Origin of the sequence: Trinickia symbiotica, assembly GCF_002934455.1 — a bacterium.
GTDB lineage: Bacteria > Pseudomonadota > Gammaproteobacteria > Burkholderiales > Burkholderiaceae > Trinickia > Trinickia symbiotica.
Map to the genome: position 1 here is coordinate 429897 of NZ_PTIR01000002.1, position 17160 is coordinate 447056.

16 protein-coding genes are annotated in these 17160 nt (G+C 63.3%); 9 read left to right on the forward strand and 7 right to left on the reverse strand.

Translation table 11 applies throughout. The features are described 5' to 3' along the window. Positions 1 to 28: 28 nt before the first annotated feature. Both B0G57_RS05720 and B0G57_RS05725 read right to left on the reverse strand, forming a co-directional pair. A complete protein-coding gene (locus B0G57_RS05720) occupies positions 29 to 1354 on the reverse strand; it encodes an MFS transporter (RefSeq protein ID WP_018439237.1) in 1326 nt (441 codons plus the stop codon). Between the two features lie 182 nt (positions 1355 to 1536). Next, positions 1537 to 2289, reverse strand: coding sequence for an SDR family NAD(P)-dependent oxidoreductase (locus tag B0G57_RS05725; protein ID WP_020566022.1), 753 nt, complete (start codon positions 2287 to 2289; stop codon positions 1537 to 1539). Between the two features lie 274 nt (positions 2290 to 2563). Here B0G57_RS05725 and B0G57_RS05730 point away from each other — a divergent pair, with 274 nt between their 5' ends. Together B0G57_RS05730 and B0G57_RS05735 are read left to right on the forward strand one after the other, a co-directional pair. After that, positions 2564 to 2845, forward strand: coding sequence for a hypothetical protein (locus B0G57_RS05730; protein WP_018439235.1), 282 nt, complete (start codon positions 2564 to 2566; stop codon positions 2843 to 2845). A 250-nt stretch (positions 2846 to 3095) separates the two neighbouring features. Continuing rightward, positions 3096 to 4196: a DnaJ C-terminal domain-containing protein gene (locus B0G57_RS05735; protein WP_083925498.1), complete on the forward strand. Its 1101-nt coding sequence runs from the start codon at positions 3096 to 3098 to the stop codon at positions 4194 to 4196. A gap of 13 nt (positions 4197 to 4209) precedes the next feature. Here the strand turns inward: B0G57_RS05735 and B0G57_RS05740 are convergent, their stop codons facing one another. Both B0G57_RS05740 and amaB read right to left on the reverse strand, forming a co-directional pair. Next, positions 4210 to 5382: an NAD(P)/FAD-dependent oxidoreductase gene (locus B0G57_RS05740; protein ID WP_026229396.1), complete on the reverse strand. Its 1173-nt coding sequence runs from the start codon at positions 5380 to 5382 to the stop codon at positions 4210 to 4212. Positions 5383 to 5495: 113 nt separating this feature from the next. After that, a complete protein-coding gene (gene amaB / locus B0G57_RS05745) occupies positions 5496 to 6995 on the reverse strand; it encodes an L-piperidine-6-carboxylate dehydrogenase (protein ID WP_018439232.1) in 1500 nt (499 codons plus the stop codon). A gap of 394 nt (positions 6996 to 7389) precedes the next feature. On the opposite strand from amaB, the gene B0G57_RS05750 reads away from it, so the two are divergent. From B0G57_RS05750 to B0G57_RS05760, 3 genes are all read left to right on the forward strand, one after another. Further along, the gene (locus B0G57_RS05750) at positions 7390 to 8037 is read left to right on the forward strand and encodes a helix-turn-helix domain-containing protein (protein ID WP_018439231.1); all 648 of its coding nucleotides are present in this window, start codon (positions 7390 to 7392) and stop codon (positions 8035 to 8037) included. A 31-nt stretch (positions 8038 to 8068) separates the two neighbouring features. After that, the gene (lhpI, locus tag B0G57_RS05755) at positions 8069 to 8998 is read left to right on the forward strand and encodes a bifunctional Delta(1)-pyrroline-2-carboxylate/Delta(1)-piperideine-2-carboxylate reductase (RefSeq protein WP_018439230.1); all 930 of its coding nucleotides are present in this window, start codon (positions 8069 to 8071) and stop codon (positions 8996 to 8998) included. A 139-nt stretch (positions 8999 to 9137) separates the two neighbouring features. Further along, positions 9138 to 10181 (forward strand): bile acid:sodium symporter family protein, encoded by a 1044-nt coding sequence (locus B0G57_RS05760; RefSeq protein WP_018439229.1) that lies wholly within the window; start codon positions 9138 to 9140, stop codon positions 10179 to 10181. 57 nt (positions 10182 to 10238) lie between these two features. On the opposite strand, the gene B0G57_RS05765 is transcribed toward B0G57_RS05760, so the two are convergent. Then, positions 10239 to 10661, reverse strand: a complete 423-nt coding sequence (locus tag B0G57_RS05765; RefSeq protein ID WP_018439228.1) for a hypothetical protein — start codon at positions 10659 to 10661, stop codon at positions 10239 to 10241. 194 nt (positions 10662 to 10855) lie between these two features. On the opposite strand from B0G57_RS05765, the gene B0G57_RS05770 reads away from it, so the two are divergent. Then, positions 10856 to 11131, forward strand: coding sequence for a hypothetical protein (locus B0G57_RS05770; RefSeq protein ID WP_018439227.1), 276 nt, complete (start codon positions 10856 to 10858; stop codon positions 11129 to 11131). A gap of 156 nt (positions 11132 to 11287) precedes the next feature. Here B0G57_RS05770 and B0G57_RS05775 read toward each other — a convergent pair whose 3' ends face one another. Then, entirely contained in the window at positions 11288 to 11812 is a 525-nt protein-coding gene (locus B0G57_RS05775) for a GNAT family N-acetyltransferase (protein ID WP_018439226.1), read from the reverse strand. Positions 11813 to 11969: 157 nt separating this feature from the next. On the opposite strand from B0G57_RS05775, the gene B0G57_RS05780 reads away from it, so the two are divergent. Both B0G57_RS05780 and B0G57_RS05785 read left to right on the forward strand, forming a co-directional pair. Then, a complete protein-coding gene (locus tag B0G57_RS05780) occupies positions 11970 to 12245 on the forward strand; it encodes a hypothetical protein (protein ID WP_018439225.1) in 276 nt (91 codons plus the stop codon). Between the two features lie 338 nt (positions 12246 to 12583). Further along, entirely contained in the window at positions 12584 to 12895 is a 312-nt protein-coding gene (locus B0G57_RS05785; protein WP_018439223.1) for a hypothetical protein, read from the forward strand. Between the two features lie 119 nt (positions 12896 to 13014). Here the strand turns inward: B0G57_RS05785 and B0G57_RS05790 are convergent, their stop codons facing one another. Next, positions 13015 to 16110 carry an FAD-binding and (Fe-S)-binding domain-containing protein gene (locus tag B0G57_RS05790; RefSeq protein WP_020566021.1) on the reverse strand — a complete coding sequence of 1032 codons (3096 nt, stop codon included), beginning with the start codon at positions 16108 to 16110 and terminating at the stop codon, positions 13015 to 13017. 223 nt (positions 16111 to 16333) lie between these two features. Here B0G57_RS05790 and B0G57_RS05795 point away from each other — a divergent pair, with 223 nt between their 5' ends. Next, the gene (locus B0G57_RS05795) at positions 16334 to 17017 is read left to right on the forward strand and encodes a DUF1275 family protein (protein ID WP_158256604.1); all 684 of its coding nucleotides are present in this window, start codon (positions 16334 to 16336) and stop codon (positions 17015 to 17017) included. The last annotated feature ends 143 nt before the right edge of the window (positions 17018 to 17160 follow it).

The window sequence follows — 17160 nt, forward strand, 5'->3', positions numbered from 1 at the left end:
CTCCGTTGTTTCGTAGAGTCTTGATCGATTACCGGGCGCGCGGGACCGAGCCGGCCGCAAGCGCATCCCGTGACGACAGGCGGGGAACGACGAGCGCGATCAGCAGCGCAGCGGCGATGCTCGCGGCGCCGAGCGCGATCAGTCCCGCCGCGCTCGATGCAAAAACACGCTCCGCCATGCCGCGCAATGATGGCGCGACGAAACCGCCAAGGCTGCCCAGCGAATTGATCAGCGCGATGCCGCCGGCCGCCGCCGCCCCTGCCAAACGACGCGTGGGGAACGTCCAGAAAAGCGGCTGAGCCGCGATGAAACCGCTCGCCGCGCAGCAAAGCGCGATCAGCGCAATCATAGGACTATGCGTCAGGCCTGAAGCCGCAATGCCGAACCCGGCCAGCACGAGCAGCCGCATCGCCCAGGCACGGTGGCTATGCGATCGATCGGCGCGCCGCGGCACGATCCAGGTCGTGGCGACCGCGCAAATCCAGGGCACCGCGGTGACGAGACCGACTTCGAGGCCGACCTTCTTGCCAAGCAACGAAGCCACCTGCTGCGGAAGAAAGAAGATGACGCCGTAGACGCTGATCTGGATGAGCGCATAAATGAGCGCGTAGGAGAGCACGCGCCGATCCATGAGTGCCGCCATGACATTGTGCGGACCGGCCGCCGCCGCGTCGCGCGCATCGTGCTCGATCGCGCGTGCGAGCGCGCTGCGCTCGTCGGCGCTCAGCCAACGCGCGTGAACTGGCTTGTCGTCGAGAAACCAGAAGGCCCAGACGCCGACGATCGATGCGAGCCCACCCTCGACGAGAAAGAGCCAGCGCCAGCCGGCCACACCGAGGAGCCCGTCGAGATCGAGCAAGAGGCCCGACAGCGGACTGCCGAAGATGAATGCGAGCGGCGCACCGAAATAGAACACGCCGACGGCCCGTGCGCGGGCGGACTGCGGAAACCAATGCGTCAGGTAATAGATGACACCGGGAAAGAAGCCCGCCTCGGCCACGCCGAGCGCGAAACGCATCACATAAAACGATGTAGGCGTATTCGCTGCCGCCATCGCGGCGGAAACGAGCCCCCAGGTCACCATGATGCGGCACATCCAGATGCGTGCGCCGACGCGATGCAACAGTAAGTTGCTCGGCACCTCGAACAATGCGTAGCCGACGAAAAAGACACCGGCGCCGAAAGCGAATGCGGCGTTCGAAAGTCCGGTGTCTTGCTGCAGTGCCTTTTGCGCGAAGCCTATGTTCGCCCGATCGAGAAACGCGAGGACGTACATCAGTAAAAGGAACGGCAGCAGGCGGCGCATCGTCTTGTTGACCGCACCGTCGGCGGAAACAGCAAGCGTGTCGGGCATATCGATCGTCTCCTGAAACGGCCGGCTTCGTTCGCCGGCTTCCTATTTCGATGTTTCTTGTTCGTTCGCCGCCGCAAGTCCGGCTTCGATGCCGCTCGCGAAAAGGATCCTCGCTGATCCTTCCGATGGCAGACATGTACCGATCGGGCCGGCTGGCGGCGGCCCCTCAGGTTCACTCAGGTTCAATATGTGGCGCGGCCGCCCGACAAATCGAATACGGCGCCTGTGCTGAAAGCGCAGTCTTCTGATGACAGCCAGACGATCAGCGATGCCGCCTCCTCGGGCAGGAGGAAGCGATTCATCGGGATCTTGGAGAGCATGTAGTCGATGTGCTGCTGCGACATCGAATCGAAAATCTCGGTTCGAGCCGCGGCGGGCGTCACCGCATTGACGAGAATGTTCTTGGTCGCCAGCTCCTTGCCGAGCGACTTCGTCAACCCGATCAACCCGGCCTTCGACGCGCTGTAGTGCGATGCGTTGGGGTTGCCCTCTTTGGCCGCGACGGAGGCGATATTGACGATCCGTCCGTAGCCTTGCCGAAGCATTTGCGGCACGATGGCCCGGCACGTCAGATACGGCCCGATGAGATTGACGTCGATGACGCGGCGCCAGACCTCGGGAGAGAGCTCCCACGTCGCGCCATTGCCGCCCGTGATGCCGGCGCAGTTGATCAGGATATGGATGGCACCGTGCACATCGATGGTTCGCTGCGTGGCGGCCGAGACAGATTGCTCGTCGGTGAGCTCGACGACATTCGTCGACACGGTGCCCAGCTCGGCGAGCTTCGCCCGGCTTTGCTCGAGCCGTTGGTCATCGATATCCCAAAGAGCGACTGCGGCGCCCGATCGCAACGCGCGCTCGGCAATCGCATAGCCGATCCCGCGCGCCCCTCCCGTCACAACCATCACGCGACCATTCAAGTCGATTTGATTCATGTCTCCTTTGTCTCCGTTTGTCTGCCCATAGCGGGCACTATAGGTCGCTGCACGATAGCGGGACAATCCGGATGAAGCATGAGGCGATAGCGAAAGTGCATCGACTCACGTCGAAAGGAGTGAATTGAAAGCGGTTTGTCAGATAACTTTCTGGTGTTACACCCCATTACAAAAGCGACGAGGCCGTTTCACCTCGGCCGCCGGGCCGCGGCTAGTATCGGCGCAAGCTCGATGGGCAAAACGAAATCCTAAGAAACTCGCTGTGGGGTGAAACATGAAACGCGCTGTGATCCTGGCTGCCGCCGCGGCAGCCACCGCATTGGCCTCTGTCGGCGCGCAAGCGCATGCTGATATCGGCGTCTACCTCGGTGTCCCGGGGCCGGTCGTCGAGGAGCCGCCCCCTGTCGTGTATCAGGCACCGCCTGTTGTCTACGCGCCGGCGCCTGTCTACGGATATCCGTATCAAGGCGGATACTGGGACGACCGCGAATGGCACGACAGAGGCTGGCATCGCGGATGGCATCACCATCATCATCACGATCGCGACGACGATTGATTGGCCGGTCGCCAGGCTGCGCCTCGATGACTTCGACGGCTGTGGGTGCCCCAACCTCGAAAAAAATTCAAGCTTCGCTGCAAAAACGCCGATAGACGTTTGAGGCGCGGGCTGGCAACGGCGCCGGCCCGCGCCAACGCGGCCGCCCTGTGACACGGGCGGCCCAAAAACTCGGCCCCCAGGAACAACGAGCTCGTATTCTCGCGCCAACGACGCGCGCGGCTTTTGCAACGAAGATGGGAATCAACGATTGAGCCTTGATGAGTACTACGAACGATTAGGCTTGCCGAGCGCAGCATCGCCTGCCGAGGTCAAGCGAGCCTACCGCCGTCTCAGGGCGAAGTACCATCCGGACCTCAACAAGGGCGACGAGTCGTCTGTCGAACCGGCTTTCAAGCGCGTCCAGGAAGCGTTCGAGATTCTGACGGGCAAACGCGACGCACCGCAGCGGCCGCAGTCCGCATCGCATGGCGCGGGCAGCCGCGCTGCTGAGACGACACCACGGAAGGGCCACGCTCGCGAAGACGCCTCGCGGCCGAAAAGCCGCGCCCACGGCGACGGCGCGCGCACCGATCGCGACCGTCCTGCTTCGGATCCCTGGCGCGGCTTCGCCTCGCCAGGCGGTCCACTTCCCGTGCGCGGGGCGAATCGCCACACACAGCTCTACGTGCCGCTGGAAGTCGCCATGAACGGCGGCGACGTGCCCGCCAGTTATCAAGTGACGGCGACATGCCGGCAATGCAACGGCGCGAGCGCGCCGCATATGGCCAAACCGTGCCCGACATGCGACGGGCGAGCCCGGCTGCACGACGGCACGGTGTGCGAGGCATGCTCCGGGCGTGGCCGTATTCGAACGAGCCTATGGTGCGCGGCCTGCCAGAACAAAGGCATCGAGTTGCTGCCGAAATCCGATGCGATCGCGGTGCCCCCCGGCGCATGGGATGGCCAGCGGCTCGTCGTGACGGGCGGCGGCGCCCCCGGCTTGCACGGCGGCCCGCCCGGCGACGCGATCTTCACGATCGCGATTCTCTGCGGCGCCGGCGTTCAGCGCGAGGGCCTCGACCTGACGGTGGACATCGAAATCGACTTCGTCACGGCAACAGTGGGAGGTCCTTTCGACGCCAACGTGCTCGGGCGCGACTTGTCGATCATGGTTGCGCCGAACGCACAGCATGGAAGCGTGATCCGGCTGCCGACTCAGGGGCTTTCGGACAACAGCGGCAATCGTGGCGAACTGAAGCTGCGCGTCGTCCTCACGATGCCGCGGGCCGCCTCGCAACTGACGGACGAAGAGCGGCGCACGCTGCAGGAAATGTTCGCTGATGCTGCGCGCCGCAGCTCGTCGAATTGAGGCGCGTCCAAAACTAGACGACGTTCTTCTCCACGATGGGACGATTTTCCAGAACGCGGTCCCAGCTCAGGGAGGACAGATCGAGCGTCGTGTACTTTCCATCGAGAATCAACTCGCTCACGCCCCGGCCCGTCGCGGGGCCTTGCTGCAAGCCATGGCCGCTGTATCCATTCGCAAACACGCAGTTCGCGATGTCGGGGTGGTAACCGATGATGGCGTTATGGTCGAATACGTTGTACTCGTAGTACCCGGACCAACAGTTTTCTACGCGAAGGGCTTCGAACTCCGGGACGCGATGCGCGAGCGTCGGCCAAATGACCTCGTCGAAGAGATCGTGATCGACTTCGTCCAGCGGCAGATCGTCCGGATCGTTGTCCGCGCTCGGCGACGTACCGGTGATATAAGTCTTGCCTTCAGGACGGAAGTAGACGCCCGTCGGGTCGATCAACAACGGGCTGTTCGTCAGACGCGCCGGTGACGAGACGTTGAAAATGCTGCGACGTCGCGCATAGACAGGGATATCGATGCCCATCATCTCCGAGATCTTGCGCGCCCATGCGCCCGCCGCATTGACGAGCGTGTCGCATGGATACCGTTCGCCGTTGCCGGCGACGACGTGGGTGACCTTTCGACCGTCACGGACCAGGCCCGTCACCTCCGCTGCGACATAACGCGCGCCGAGCGATTGCGCCTTTTTACGCAGCGCCTGAACCAGGCCATAGCCGTCGAACCAGCCCTCCCCGCTGACGCCGTATGCCCCCGCAGCGATGTCTTCGACGTTGAGCCAGGGGAACTTTGCCTTCAGCGCGTCTTGCGATAGCAGATCGATATCGGCCCCGAGCCGCCTTTGCAGCGCGTGGTTCTCACGCAGCGTCGTTTCTCCCGACGGCGTAGCCAGAAACAGGTAGCCGCCTTCGTGCAAGTCGATCGAGGGCTGGCTTCCGTCCACCTCGAGCAGCTCGCCGATGCGACGCAGGAAGTCAATGCCAAAGAGCGACATCTGAATCGACAGCGGCGTAGAGAACTGCTGACGGATCGATGCGGCCGATAGCGCGGAAGACGACCTCGCATAGCTCGGATCACGCTCGATGACGGTCACCGACACCGTCGGATCCGACGCACGCAGAAAGTAAGCGATCGAACTGCCGATTACGCCGCCGCCCACGATAACGACTTGAGAACTCACGACTTGCTCCTGCTTGCAGAAGTTCGGGCGCTCCATGAGAGCGCCCTCACGAACCGAGGCGCCAATATGCCCTCCGCCGAAAGGCACAACGGCTAATCCGGAAGACCCCGCGCTTATTCGATGTTGAAGTCGATACCTTGCGCCAGCGGCAACGCCGATGAGAAGTTGACCGTGTTCGTGGCGCGGCGCATATAAGCCTTCCAAGCATCCGAGCCCGACTCGCGTCCCCCGCCCGTCTCTTTCTCACCGCCGAACGCGCCGCCGATTTCCGCGCCGCTCGGGCCGATGTTGACGTTCGCGATGCCGCAATCGCTGCCCGAGGCCGACAGGAAGCGCTCGCTCTCACGCATGTCCGTCGTGAATACGCAGGACGAGAGCCCATGCGCCGCGGCGTTGTTCGCTTCGATCGCTTCGTTGAAGTCGCTGTACTTGAGAACGTAGAGAATCGGCGCGAACGTCTCCTTCAGCACGATTTCCGTCTGCGACGGCATTTCGACGATGGCCGGGCGCACGTAGAAGCCGTTTTCATTGCCGGCAACGACATGGCGCTCACCGCCGAACACCTTGCCGCCTTCGCGCTTTGCCTGCTCCAAAGCCGCCTGCATGCGATTGAACGCGGATTCGTCGATGAGCGGGCCCATCAGCGTGCCCTGCTCGAGCGGATTGCCAATCGCGACCTTGCCGTACAAGGTCTTCAGACGCTCGACTGTTTTGTCGTAGACGCTTTCATGAACGAACAGGCGCCGCAAGCTCGTACAGCGTTGACCGGCCGTGCCGACCGCCGAGAACAGGATGCCGCGCAGCGCCAGTTCCATGTCCGCCGTTTGCGAAACGATGCCGGCGTTGTTGCCGCCGAGCTCGAGAATCGAGCGGCCAAAGCGGCGCGCGACTTCGACACCGACCGCACGCCCCATCTCTGTGCTGCCCGTCGCGCTCACGATGCTCGAACGCCGGTCCGACACCAGCTTGGCGCCGACGTCGCGGCCTCCATTGACGACGCACGTCAGTCCTTCGGGGGCCTCGCCGAACTCCTTCAGCGCATCGTGCAGAATCCTGTCGACGGCCAGTGCCGTCAGCGGAGCCTTCTCCGATGGCTTCCAGATGACCGCATTGCCGCACACCAAAGCCAGCGCGGCGTTCCACGACCATACGGCCGCCGGGAAATTGAACGCCGAGATCACCGTGCAGACGCCCAACGGATGCCACGTTTCCGCCATGCGATGGCCCGGGCGCTCTGACGCGATCGTCAGGCCGTAGAGCTGGCGAGACAGGCCGACCGCGAAGTCGCAGATGTCGATCATTTCCTGCACTTCGCCGAGGCCTTCCTGCAGAATCTTGCCCGTCTCGAGCGTGATGATGCTGCCGAGCGCACGCTTGCGCTCACGCAGCTTGTTGCCGAGGAGGCGCACCAGCTCTCCACGACGCGGCGCCGGAACGTTGCGCCAGACCTTGAAGGCATCCTGCGCTTTTGCGAGCGCTGCATCGACTTCAGCGACGGTCTTGCTTGCGACCCGGCCGATGAGCTCGCCGTTGATGGGCGAATGCACGGCGATGTCGCCAGCTTCCGCGAGATGGGAGATGCCGAGTTCGGAGAGGATGGTCGATGCTTTCATTTGATCCCTCTTAAAGTTTCCGATACGAAATTCAAGTACATCGGGGAACTATACACTCGTGCCGTCACCGCTACAACGTCTGCCTACGACGTTCCGCATGTGCGCCGACGCGGGCAAGCCGACGCTCAGCGTGGCCACTCAGTAACCAAGATCCGCCTCGATTAAACGGGTTTCACATCGGAAACGATACGTCTGCGGGCCCGTCCCGATCGCTAGCCGGCCCTACCCATTAGCAACTATGGCGTCTCCGCGGTCGCCATACGTTTCACAAAAGAAACTTTCGAAGCGAGGAGCTGCGCTCCGCGCCGCCGGATCATTGGTTTCCCGGCGCCCGTCTTTGTTATGATAGGAAACTTGACATGCCGATCGTTAGGACTGCGATCCATCCCCGCATATGGAAAAAACTCTCCTGAAGCCAGCTGAGCAGGGCTCCTCCGAGCTTGGCAAGCGAGTGAAGGCCGCCCGGTTGCGGCACGACTACACACTCGAGGTCGCGAGCCGTGTATGCGGCGTATCGCGCTCGACCCTCTCGAAGATCGAAAACGGCATCATGTCGCCGACTTTCGACGTGCTTCAGAAGATCGTCCATGGCCTGAACATCGACCTCGGCGAACTCTTCGGCTCGAGTCCGAAACCCGCCGCGAGCGGGCGGCGTGCGTTGACGCGCAAGGGCGGCGGGCAAATGCACGCGGCGGGCTGCTATCTCATGGAGCTGCTCGCCACCGATCTCTCGCAAAAGGCAATGCATCCGTTCCGGATACGGATCACCGCGCATTCTCTCGACGACTTCACCGAATGGGGGCGTCATGAAGGCGAGGAGTTTCTCTATGTGCTGAGCGGCAGCGTTTGTCTGTACTCCGAACTGTATGCGCCGACGCATCTGGAAGCGGGCGACAGCATTTATTTCGACAGCCGCACCGGGCACGCGGCGGTCTCGACGAGCAAGGACGACGCCGAAGTGTTGTGGATCATCGACGAAGGCCATATCGCGGCCTTCGATGCCGGCGCTCCGCCCCCTTCGCTGATCAAGCGCCCTGCCTGATTCCATCCCCATACGCCGCGCGACCTGAAACATGCCGACACTTCTCACCTTCGATGCCACCGCAACGGCGGCCCTTCTCGACTTCGAAGCACTTGTCGATTCGCTCTCCGTCGCCGCTCAGGAGCATGACGCCGGGCAGATCCGCTCGCCCGTGCGCACCGCATTGCCGCTCAACGAAGGCGGCGTGCTTCTCTCGATGCCGGCAAGCGCGCACGATATCGCCATTCACAAACTCGTCAGTGTCTGCCCGCGCAACGCGGCGCGCGACATGCCGACGATCTTCGGGGCGGTAACCGTCTGCGACGCCACGACGGGCCAGCCAGAGTTCATTCTCGACGGTCCGACGGTCACGGGACGCCGGACGGCGGCGCTCTCGATGCTCGGCGTCAAGCTGCTGCATCCTTCGGCTCCGCGCACCTTCCTTCTCATTGGCACGGGACAAGAAGCGCGCTTCCATGCGGCCGCGATCGGCGCGCTGCATCAGGGCGCGAAGATCTTCGTCAAGGGCCGCACGCCCTCGTCCGAGCAAGCGTTCTGCGAGCAGATGGCGCGCGAAGGCGTCGCCGTTGCCGCTCTTGCGCAGGTGTCCGCGGACGGACCGATTCCTGACGACATCGATACGGTCATTGCGGCTACGACGAGCAAGATTCCCGTCTACACCGATGGCGCGAAAGCGAGCCGCCTCGTGATCGGTGTCGGCGCGTTCACGCCCGACGCGGCCGAGATCGCCGCCGAAACGGTCCGGGCGAGCCGCGTCTTCGTCGATGATTTCGCCGCGGCAAAAGAGGAAGCGGGCGATCTGCTGCAAGCGGGAGTCGACTGGAGTGCTGTCCGTTCGCTCGGTTCGGTCGTCGGCGGCGAAGTTCGGAAAGATCAGCCGATGGTCTTCAAGACCGTCGGCAGTGGCGCGTGGGATCTCGCCGCGTGTCGGGTCGCGCGCGCGGCCGCCGCCCGGACATAGGACTGATTGAGCCCCATTGGGGGGCGTGCATTGGCCGACGACCGAACGTCGGGCTGCCCAACGACGAAGCGCCCTCCTGCAGCGATACCCGTTTTGTAGTATTCTCTTACTTCGCGTGCTGCAATGCAGCACGGAAGTAATGGTTACGGAATCCTGCATCGTGTCCCGCCCCAAGTACCTTCCCGACAATTTCACGTTGGCCCTTGTCGGAACCGTCGTTTTCGCGAGCCTGCTGCCGTGCCGCGGTGAAACCGCGGTGGCAGTCGATTGGTCGACCGACCTCGCCATCGCCCTGCTCTTCTTTTTGCACGGCGCGAAGCTGCCGCGTGAAGCAATCGTATCCGGCGCCACGAATTGGCGCCTGCACGGTCTCGTGCTGCTGAGCACCTTCGCGCTGTTTCCGCTGCTCGGCCTTGCCTTCAAGCCGGTCCTCTCACCGCTCGTCACACCGGCGATGTATGGCGGCATCCTGTTCCTCTGCACGCTGCCGTCGACCGTGCAGTCGTCGATCGCGTTCACGTCGATGGCGAAAGGAAATGTGTCCGCAGCGGTTTGCAGTGCGTCGGCCTCGAGCTTGCTCGGCATCTTCATCACGCCCGCGCTGGCGGGCGTGCTGATTTCGAGTCATGCGACGTCGGGCTCTGGCTGGCACACGGTCGGCAACATCGTGCTGCAGTTGCTCGTACCGTTCGTGTGCGGACAATTGCTGCGGCCGGTGCTCGGCGGATGGATCGACCGCAATCGCGGCGTCGTCCGCTTCGTCGATCAAGGCTCGATTCTGCTCGTCGTCTACTCCGCGTTCAGCGAGGCCATCAACGAGGGGCTTTGGCATCGCGTGCCGGTCTCGGCGCTGGTCGGATTGCTCGTCGTGAGCGCCGTCTTGCTGGCCGCCGCGCTGATCGTTACGGCGACGGCGAGCAAGTGGCTCGGCTTCGAGCGCGAGGACCGCGTCACGATCATTTTCTGCGGCTCAAAAAAGAGCCTCGCGTCGGGCATCCCAATGGCGAAGGTCATCTTCGCCTCCCATGCTGTCGGCGCGGCAGTGCTGCCGCTCATGCTATTCCATCAAATACAGCTGATGGTCTGCGCCGCGCTCGCGCAACGATGGGGTGCCGCCGCCGCTCGTGCCGACGCGCGCGAAGCGAAAAGCGGAAACCAGCGGGCCTTCAACGAAACGGTTTGACCGCGCCCGCTCCGCGGAAACTGAGAACAGGTGATGGCCTGCTTGTCGATCCGCCGCTCACTGCTGCGCGGGCGGTTGCGGATTATTCGCCGGGTTCGTATCGAATTTCAGCACGCGTTGGATGCCGTCGTTAGCGACAAGAGCCGACAACCGCGCATGAAGCTGGTCCGCAATATCCCTCTCATAGACCGGCTCGCCGCCTACATAGACGGTGAATGACCTCAGGTATTTCGCCTTCTTTTCCGGATTCCCGATCGTCTCCTTCGTCCATCGATAGAGCGGATAGCGCTCGGGGCCCGCGCGTTCGGCCTCCGCAACGTAATCCGTGAATGCGTCGAATTGGCACACGAGCGTTGCGTTGCTCCGACGCAAGATCAATTCGATCGCATCACGGCACGGATGCAGCGCCCCGGCCCGCAAGGCCTCGGCAAGCTCCGGCGCAACGTCGATTCGCACTTGGTATTGCCATCGTTCTTCCATCGGATGCCTCGCGAAGTGAAATCCGTACTGCTTTCATGGAATCTCAATTGTTCGAGTTTCAGGAAATGTGATGTTGGACAAGGCCTCTTTGTCTGAGTGCTCGACATCTCTACACTGCAAGACATCAACACAGCGCACCGCAATGGACTCGGTCCACGCGGTTCCCAGCCAGTTAAAACGTACCGGAGGTCATCATGAAGACGAAGTTTATCGCTGCTCTTGTTCTCGCTGCATCCGCGTCGATCGCCGCGCCCGCTTTCGCGAGCGGTTATGGTCCCGCACCGTCCTATCGTCCTGACGTCGGTGCGCCGTCGTCGCAACGTGGCATCAGCGCGCAAACGCTCGCGGCAGAGCAAGGCAATACCGCCGCTACGCAAAGCGACGTTGGCGGCTCGGTCTCGGTAGCGCAGTCGGGCGGCGCCCGTGTCGAGGCGGGTGGTCATATCAACGACACGTTCTTCGGTCGTTGATTGCAAGTTGCAGGGCGTGCTGCAGTGATGCTCTAAAGCGACTGCACTAGCTTTACGCGCCTCTCGAGCGCCATCGCGTGATGAACGCGATGGCGCTTTACTATTGGCTGCGGCAGATGGAGCAAGAAGAAACGCTATTGCTCGCCCAGCGCTTTTTTATGCCGCGGCAATCGACCGCACGTATCGCCGCGCGGTAACGGGTATGCCGGCCATCTGGTCCGATTCGGATCCCGCGAATTGCCAGCCTTGCTGCTCGTAGAACTTCATCGCACGGTTGTTCCCTTCAAGCACGAAGAGATAAAGCCGACTCTCCCCGAGGTTGCGAGTCCATTGCTCGACTGCATCCATCAACAGCTTTCCGAGGCCGCGCCCCTGGTAGTGCTTCGACACATGCAGATTGTCGAGCAGCACACCGTCGCGCGATTCGGGCTTGCGTTCGGCAAAGACGAAGCCTGCGGCTTCGCCATTGCATTCAGCGATGAGCGCGAGGCGATCGGCATCTGTCGGCGTGCTCATGCGAATCGCCCAATAGGCGATGCGTTCGCGCTCGACTTCCTCATCGAGATAGACATCGGGCAAAAGACCTCTATACGTGGTTTGCCAACTCACCGCATGCAGCTTCGCGATCGCCAGTGAGTCCTCCGCATCGGCTACGCGGAGTGAAATCCGTCCTGTTTCCATGGAATTCCAATTGTTCGAGTTTCAGGAAATGTGATGTTCGGCAAGCCCTCTTTGTCTGAGTGCTCGACATCTCTACACTGCAAGACATCAACACAGCGCACCGCAACGGACTCGGTCCAGGCGGTTCCCAGTCAGTTAAAACGTACCGGAGGTCATCATGAAGACGAAGTTTATCGCTGCTCTTGTTCTCGCTGCATCCGCGTCGATCGCCGCGCCCGCTTTCGCGAGCGGCTACGGTCCCGCGCCGTTCTATCGTCCTGACGTCGGCGCACCGTCGTCGCAACGCGGCATCAGCGCGCAAACGCTCGCGGCAGAGCAAGGCAATAACGCTGCTGCGCAAAGCGACGTTGGCGGCTCGGTCTCGGTAGCGCAGTCGGGCCACGCCCGCGTTCAGGCGGATAGCCCTGTCAACGACACGTACTTCGGCCGTTGATTGCGAGGCGAAGGGCGTGCTGCAGTGACGCCCTGAAGCGACAGCACTGCTTTACGCGCCGCTCGGGCGCCATCGCGTGTCGACGCGATGGCGCCCGATTCGTCTGGGCATCGATAACGCCAGCCTATCGCGCTGATTGATTCCGCGCATGACGCGCAAAACCCAGACACGGATTGTTCGAATTTCGGGAAATGAGTTGTTCGATCAACCCTCTTTGTCCGATCGCGCCGCAGCCTTAAGCTAGGAACTGTCAACGTTGAATTGAGCGCGCCGCAAGCGAATCGATTCGCTCTTAGGCGCGATCCTGCATACATCGATTGAAATTACCGGAGGACACCATGAAGACCAAATTCATCGCCGCGTTGTTGCTTGCAACGTCTGCCTCGATCGCTGCTCCCGCTTTTGCCAGCGGCTACGGTCCGGCGCCTTTCTATCGCCCTGACGTCGGTGCGCCGTCGTCGCAACGTGGCATCAGCGCGCAAACGCTGGCAGCCGAACAGTACAACGCCACGACCGTTGCTCGTGACGACACGACCAGCGGCGTGGGCGGCACCGTCGAGTCGTCGCAGTCGCAATCGGGCGGTGCGCATTCGCGCTCGGACAGCATGCCGACGCAGTCGGGCACCCAGGGACTGTATTTCGGCCACTGATCGATACTTCGGGGCGTAGTAGTACCAACGCTTCTGTATCGCCCGGCGTTCGAGACCATGCGGGCGCCGTCACGTTGACAAGCGTGACGGCGCCCGATTTCATTGCTGCATTTGCGGCATCAAGAGGTACGGTACCGGCGCAGCGCAAGGGCGCCGAGCACGCCGAGGGCGAGCACCGCGGCGGCGGCGATCGCGGCCTGCTCCGGCTTGACACGCGCGGCCGGCTCGAGATAGTGCCGCTCGGCGAGTTCGATCGATCGATCGGCCTGCCGCTCGAGCGCCAGCGCGACCGCTTCGGCAGGATGCATCGGCCAGCGCCCGGTGCCGTCGCGGATCTGCTGCCGGCAACTGAAGCCGTCCGCGATGACGAGCGTATCGGGCGCCGCCTTGCGGACGGCCGGCAGCAACACTTGCTCAGCGATGGTCTGCGAAACGTCGTAATGCTCGCGTTCGTAGCCGAACGATCCGGCATGTCCACAGCAGCCGCTGCGCAACGGCTGCAGCTCGATGCCCATCGAGACCAGCAGCTCGCGCTGCGCATCCGCGTTCAGCACCGCGCGCTGATGGCAATGCGACTGCAGCAGCGCACGCGCCTCGAGTCGCGGCGGCGACCAGCCGTCCGTCTGCGCGAGCAGCTCCGACAGTGTCAGCGTCTGTCGCGCGAGCCGTTCGGCGTCACGGTCGGTCGCGAGCAGGTTCGGCATTTCGTCGCGGAACACGGACGCGCAGCTGGGCTCGAGCACGACCATCGGAATGCCGGCGCGGATCGCGGGCCGCAGTTCGTCGAGTATCCGATGCAGCCGGCGCTTCGCCAAATCCAGGAACCCGTAGTCGTAGAGCGGCCGGCCGCAGCAAAGCGGCGCGTCGGGCACGGCGACTCGGTAGCCGGCCGCTTCGAGGACGCGCACGGCTGCCTTTGCCGTGCCAGGCAAGAAGAAATTGTTGAACGTGTCAGGCCAAAGAATCACTTCGGGCAGCGTCGGATCGCCGCTGCGCACGTGCTCGCGTTCGCGCTCTCGCCACCACTGCTTGAACGTTTCGGCTGCGTAAGCGGGCGTCTCGCGCTGACTCGTGAAGCCGGTGGCGGCCTTCAGCAGCGCGCCGATCCCCGGGCTTCGCAACAACGCGTTCACCCAGCCGGGCGCGAGCATCGCGACGCGGGACCAAACGTCGATGAGCCCCATCGAATAGGCAGCGCGCGGGCGCAACCGGCCCGCGTAATGGTGCGAGAGGAACTCCGCCTTGTAGGTCGCCATGTCGACCGAGACCGGGCAGTCATGCTTGCAGCCCTTGCATTGCAGGCATAGGTCGAGCGCGTCGCGCACCGCGTCGCTGCGCCATCCGTCCTTTATGGCCTCGCCGCGCATCATTTCGAACAGTAGCCGCGCCCTGCCGCGCGTCGAATACTTTTCCTCACGCGTGGCCTGGAAGCTCGGGCACATCATCTCACCGCCGAGCTCGCGGCATTTGCCGACGCCGAAGCAGCGCTCGGTTGCGTCGGCGAACGAATGGCGATCTTCGGGAAAGTGGAAGTGCGTGACGACGTCGATCGGCTTGTAGTCGGGGCCGGTGCGCAGGTTCGTATCGAGCGGATAAGGATCGATGATCTTGCCGGGATTCATCCGCCAGGTCGGATCCCAAATCGTCTTGAAGTCGCGAAATGCCTGAATCACCTCGGCGCCGAACATCTTCGGCAGGAGTTCGCCGCGCGCCTGACCGTCGCCGTGCTCGCCCGAGAGCGACCCGCCGTAAGAGACGCATAGATCCGCCGCTTCTTCCATGTAGGCGCGAAATTTCCGCACGCCTTCGGTCGTGCGCAGACCGAACGTCATTCGCGTATGAACGCAGCCGTCGCCGAAATGCCCATAGAGCGTATAGCGGTAGTGGTAGCGGCGATTGAGCGCGTCGAAATCGCGCAAATAGTCGCCGAGCCGTTCGGGCGGCACGGCCGCGTCTTCCCAGCTCGGCCACGCCTCTTCGTCTTCGGGCACACGGCTCGCGCCGACTCCCCCTTCACGGAGTGCCCAGATCTCTTCCTGCTCGTGCGGATCCTCGAACAGATGCATGGCCGATGCGCCCGTATTCATGTTGCGCAGCGCGGCGAACGTGTTCTCGACTTTGCCCTTCGCTTCCTCGGCGCTCATGCCGCCGAATTCGACGAGCAGGTAAGCACCGTCGCTGTCGAGCATGTCCACTCCCGGCAGCCGTTTGCCCTTGCGAAGCATGTTGTCGATCATGTGCTGGTGAAAGCCCTCGATCGCAACCGGGCCGAATTCGCGGATCCTCACCACTTCGTCGGCCGCGGCGGCGGCGTTCGGATAGCTGAGCACCATCAGCGTGCGGAACGCAGGGTAATCGATCAGCCGCACCGTTGCGCCGAGCACGAGCGCGCACGTGCTTTCGGAGCCGACCAATGAGCGCGCGACATGGAAGTGCTTCTCGGGCAGCAGGTCGTCCAGGTTATAGCCCGAGACGCGGCGCGGGATCTGCGGATACGAGCGGCGGACCGCGTCGCCGTAGCGCCCGATCAGCGCCTTGAGATCGCGATAGATCTGCGCGCGTCGCCCGCCCTCGCGCACGATCAGCTCGAACGCATCGTCGGACGTCTCGCCGACGCGCATGCGCAGCCCGTCGTAGGTCAGCACGTCGAGCTCGAGGACGTTGTCGACGGTCTTGCCGCCCATCACCGTGTGTGCGCCGCACGAGTTGTTGCCGATGTTGCCGCCGAGCGTGCAGTAGCGGTGCGTGGCCGGGTCGGGAGCAAACGTCAGCCCGTGACGCTGGGCGGCGTCGCGCAACTGGTCATTGATGAGTCCGGGCTCAACGCGCGCCTGCCGCGATTCCGGGTCCAGCGCGACAAGCCGGTTCATGTACTTCGAAAAGTCGATCACGACGGCGACGTTGCAAGTCTGGCCGGCCAGGCTCGTTCCGCAGCCGCGGCCCAGCACCGGCACGCCGCGCTCGCGACATGCGGCGACGACCGCGATGACGTCGTCGTCGGTTTGTGGAATGACGACGCCGATCGGGACCTGCCGGTAAATCGAATGGTCGGTCGCGTAGAGCGCGCGCGATCCGCCGTCGAAACGGACCTCTCCGGCAATTTTCCCGCGTAGTGCGGCCGCCAGTTCGCGCGCCGCGTCGTTCTGCCTGCGAGCATCGCCGACGTGGCGCTGGCCGCGCGTCCTCGCGTGTGCATGCATATCGATGACGCTCATCGGCTACTCCTTCTTGCGCTCGTGGGATTCGTGCTTGGGCTCGCTCTCTTGCGCGCGCGGCGTTGCGGTGCAGAGGCGACGAACGCGAGCATCGGCAGAAGCCGCAGTTAACGTGCCTGTCCGCGAAGATCATAGTGGACGTAAGGCGGCCGCTGGTTTTCTCGGATCTGAGTTGATGCGTCGCCTCCTGGCACGATCGATGCGCGAGCCATTTAGATCACGATTGCGTTCCCGCCCTGCGATGTCGATGTTCGTCGTGCTGTCGGCCGTCGCCGGATTCGTCGATGCGGCCTGTTTTCTCGCCTTGTCGAAAGTTTTCACGGCGCATGTCACCGGCAATCTCGCAGCGCTGGCGAGCGCGCTCGTCAAGCCCGATGAGACGACGGCGTTGCGCGTTGCCGTCATCGTCGCGTTCGCCGGCGGCGGCGTGTGCGCCGTCGTTGCGGCACGCATCATCACGATCGATGGCCGCGCCGCGCCGATGCGAGCGCGGCGCGCGGTGATTCTCGTCGAGGCGGCGTGGCTCGCGCTGCTGCTGGCCTCACAGGCGGTGCTGAGCGACGGAACTTGGGCGCGGTACGCCGTGGCGCTCTGCGCCGGAGCTGCCATGGGTTGCCAGAGCGCGCTCTCGAAGCTGCCGGGCGAGCTCGGCATGGGCACACCCACCACCGTCATGACAAGCAACTTCAGCGCGTGGACGATCGCGCTCGTCGAGCGCATGACGCGTCGTCACGATGGCGACAGGCACGATCGGACGCTCGTTCAGCTCTCGCTGCAGCTGCTGCTGTTCGTGGCGGGCGCGGCAGCCGGCGCGCTCGGCTTGCATCGGTTCGGCATCGCCGTACTGGGCGTGCCGCTGGCCTTACTGCTGGGCGTGGTGCTGTTTTGCGGACGCAGGCACGATTAGCATGCAACCGCGTCCCTGAGCGGCGTGAGCCTCCATGATGACGATGTATGAAGATAGACTGCGCTGAGCCGCTCAGATTATGTGGAGGTTTCCCCCTATCAAGTAGCGCCCCACGTTGCCGTTATACCGCCCGAATCGACAGG

Excerpts from the sequence above, each read along its gene's own strand:
- B0G57_RS05750 (WP_018439231.1), top strand. The coding sequence starts at position 7,390 with ATGGAAAAAACTCTCCTGAAGCCAGCTGAGCAGGGCTCCTCCGAGCTT.
- B0G57_RS05760 (WP_018439229.1), top strand. The coding sequence starts at position 9,138 with ATGGTTACGGAATCCTGCATCGTGTCCCGCCCCAAGTACCTTCCCGAC.
- B0G57_RS05770 (WP_018439227.1), top strand. The coding sequence starts at position 10,856 with ATGAAGACGAAGTTTATCGCTGCTCTTGTTCTCGCTGCATCCGCGTCG.
- B0G57_RS05730 (WP_018439235.1), top strand. The coding sequence starts at position 2,564 with ATGAAACGCGCTGTGATCCTGGCTGCCGCCGCGGCAGCCACCGCATTG.
- amaB (WP_018439232.1), bottom strand. The coding sequence starts at position 6,995 with ATGAAAGCATCGACCATCCTCTCCGAACTCGGCATCTCCCATCTCGCG.
- B0G57_RS05790 (WP_020566021.1), bottom strand. The coding sequence starts at position 16,110 with ATGAGCGTCATCGATATGCATGCACACGCGAGGACGCGCGGCCAGCGC.
- lhpI (WP_018439230.1), top strand. The coding sequence starts at position 8,069 with ATGCCGACACTTCTCACCTTCGATGCCACCGCAACGGCGGCCCTTCTC.
- B0G57_RS05725 (WP_020566022.1), bottom strand. The coding sequence starts at position 2,289 with ATGAATCAAATCGACTTGAATGGTCGCGTGATGGTTGTGACGGGAGGG.
- B0G57_RS05785 (WP_018439223.1), top strand. The coding sequence starts at position 12,584 with ATGAAGACCAAATTCATCGCCGCGTTGTTGCTTGCAACGTCTGCCTCG.
- B0G57_RS05780 (WP_018439225.1), top strand. The coding sequence starts at position 11,970 with ATGAAGACGAAGTTTATCGCTGCTCTTGTTCTCGCTGCATCCGCGTCG.
- B0G57_RS05775 (WP_018439226.1), bottom strand. The coding sequence starts at position 11,812 with ATGGAAACAGGACGGATTTCACTCCGCGTAGCCGATGCGGAGGACTCA.
- B0G57_RS05720 (WP_018439237.1), bottom strand. The coding sequence starts at position 1,354 with ATGCCCGACACGCTTGCTGTTTCCGCCGACGGTGCGGTCAACAAGACG.
- B0G57_RS05765 (WP_018439228.1), bottom strand. The coding sequence starts at position 10,661 with ATGGAAGAACGATGGCAATACCAAGTGCGAATCGACGTTGCGCCGGAG.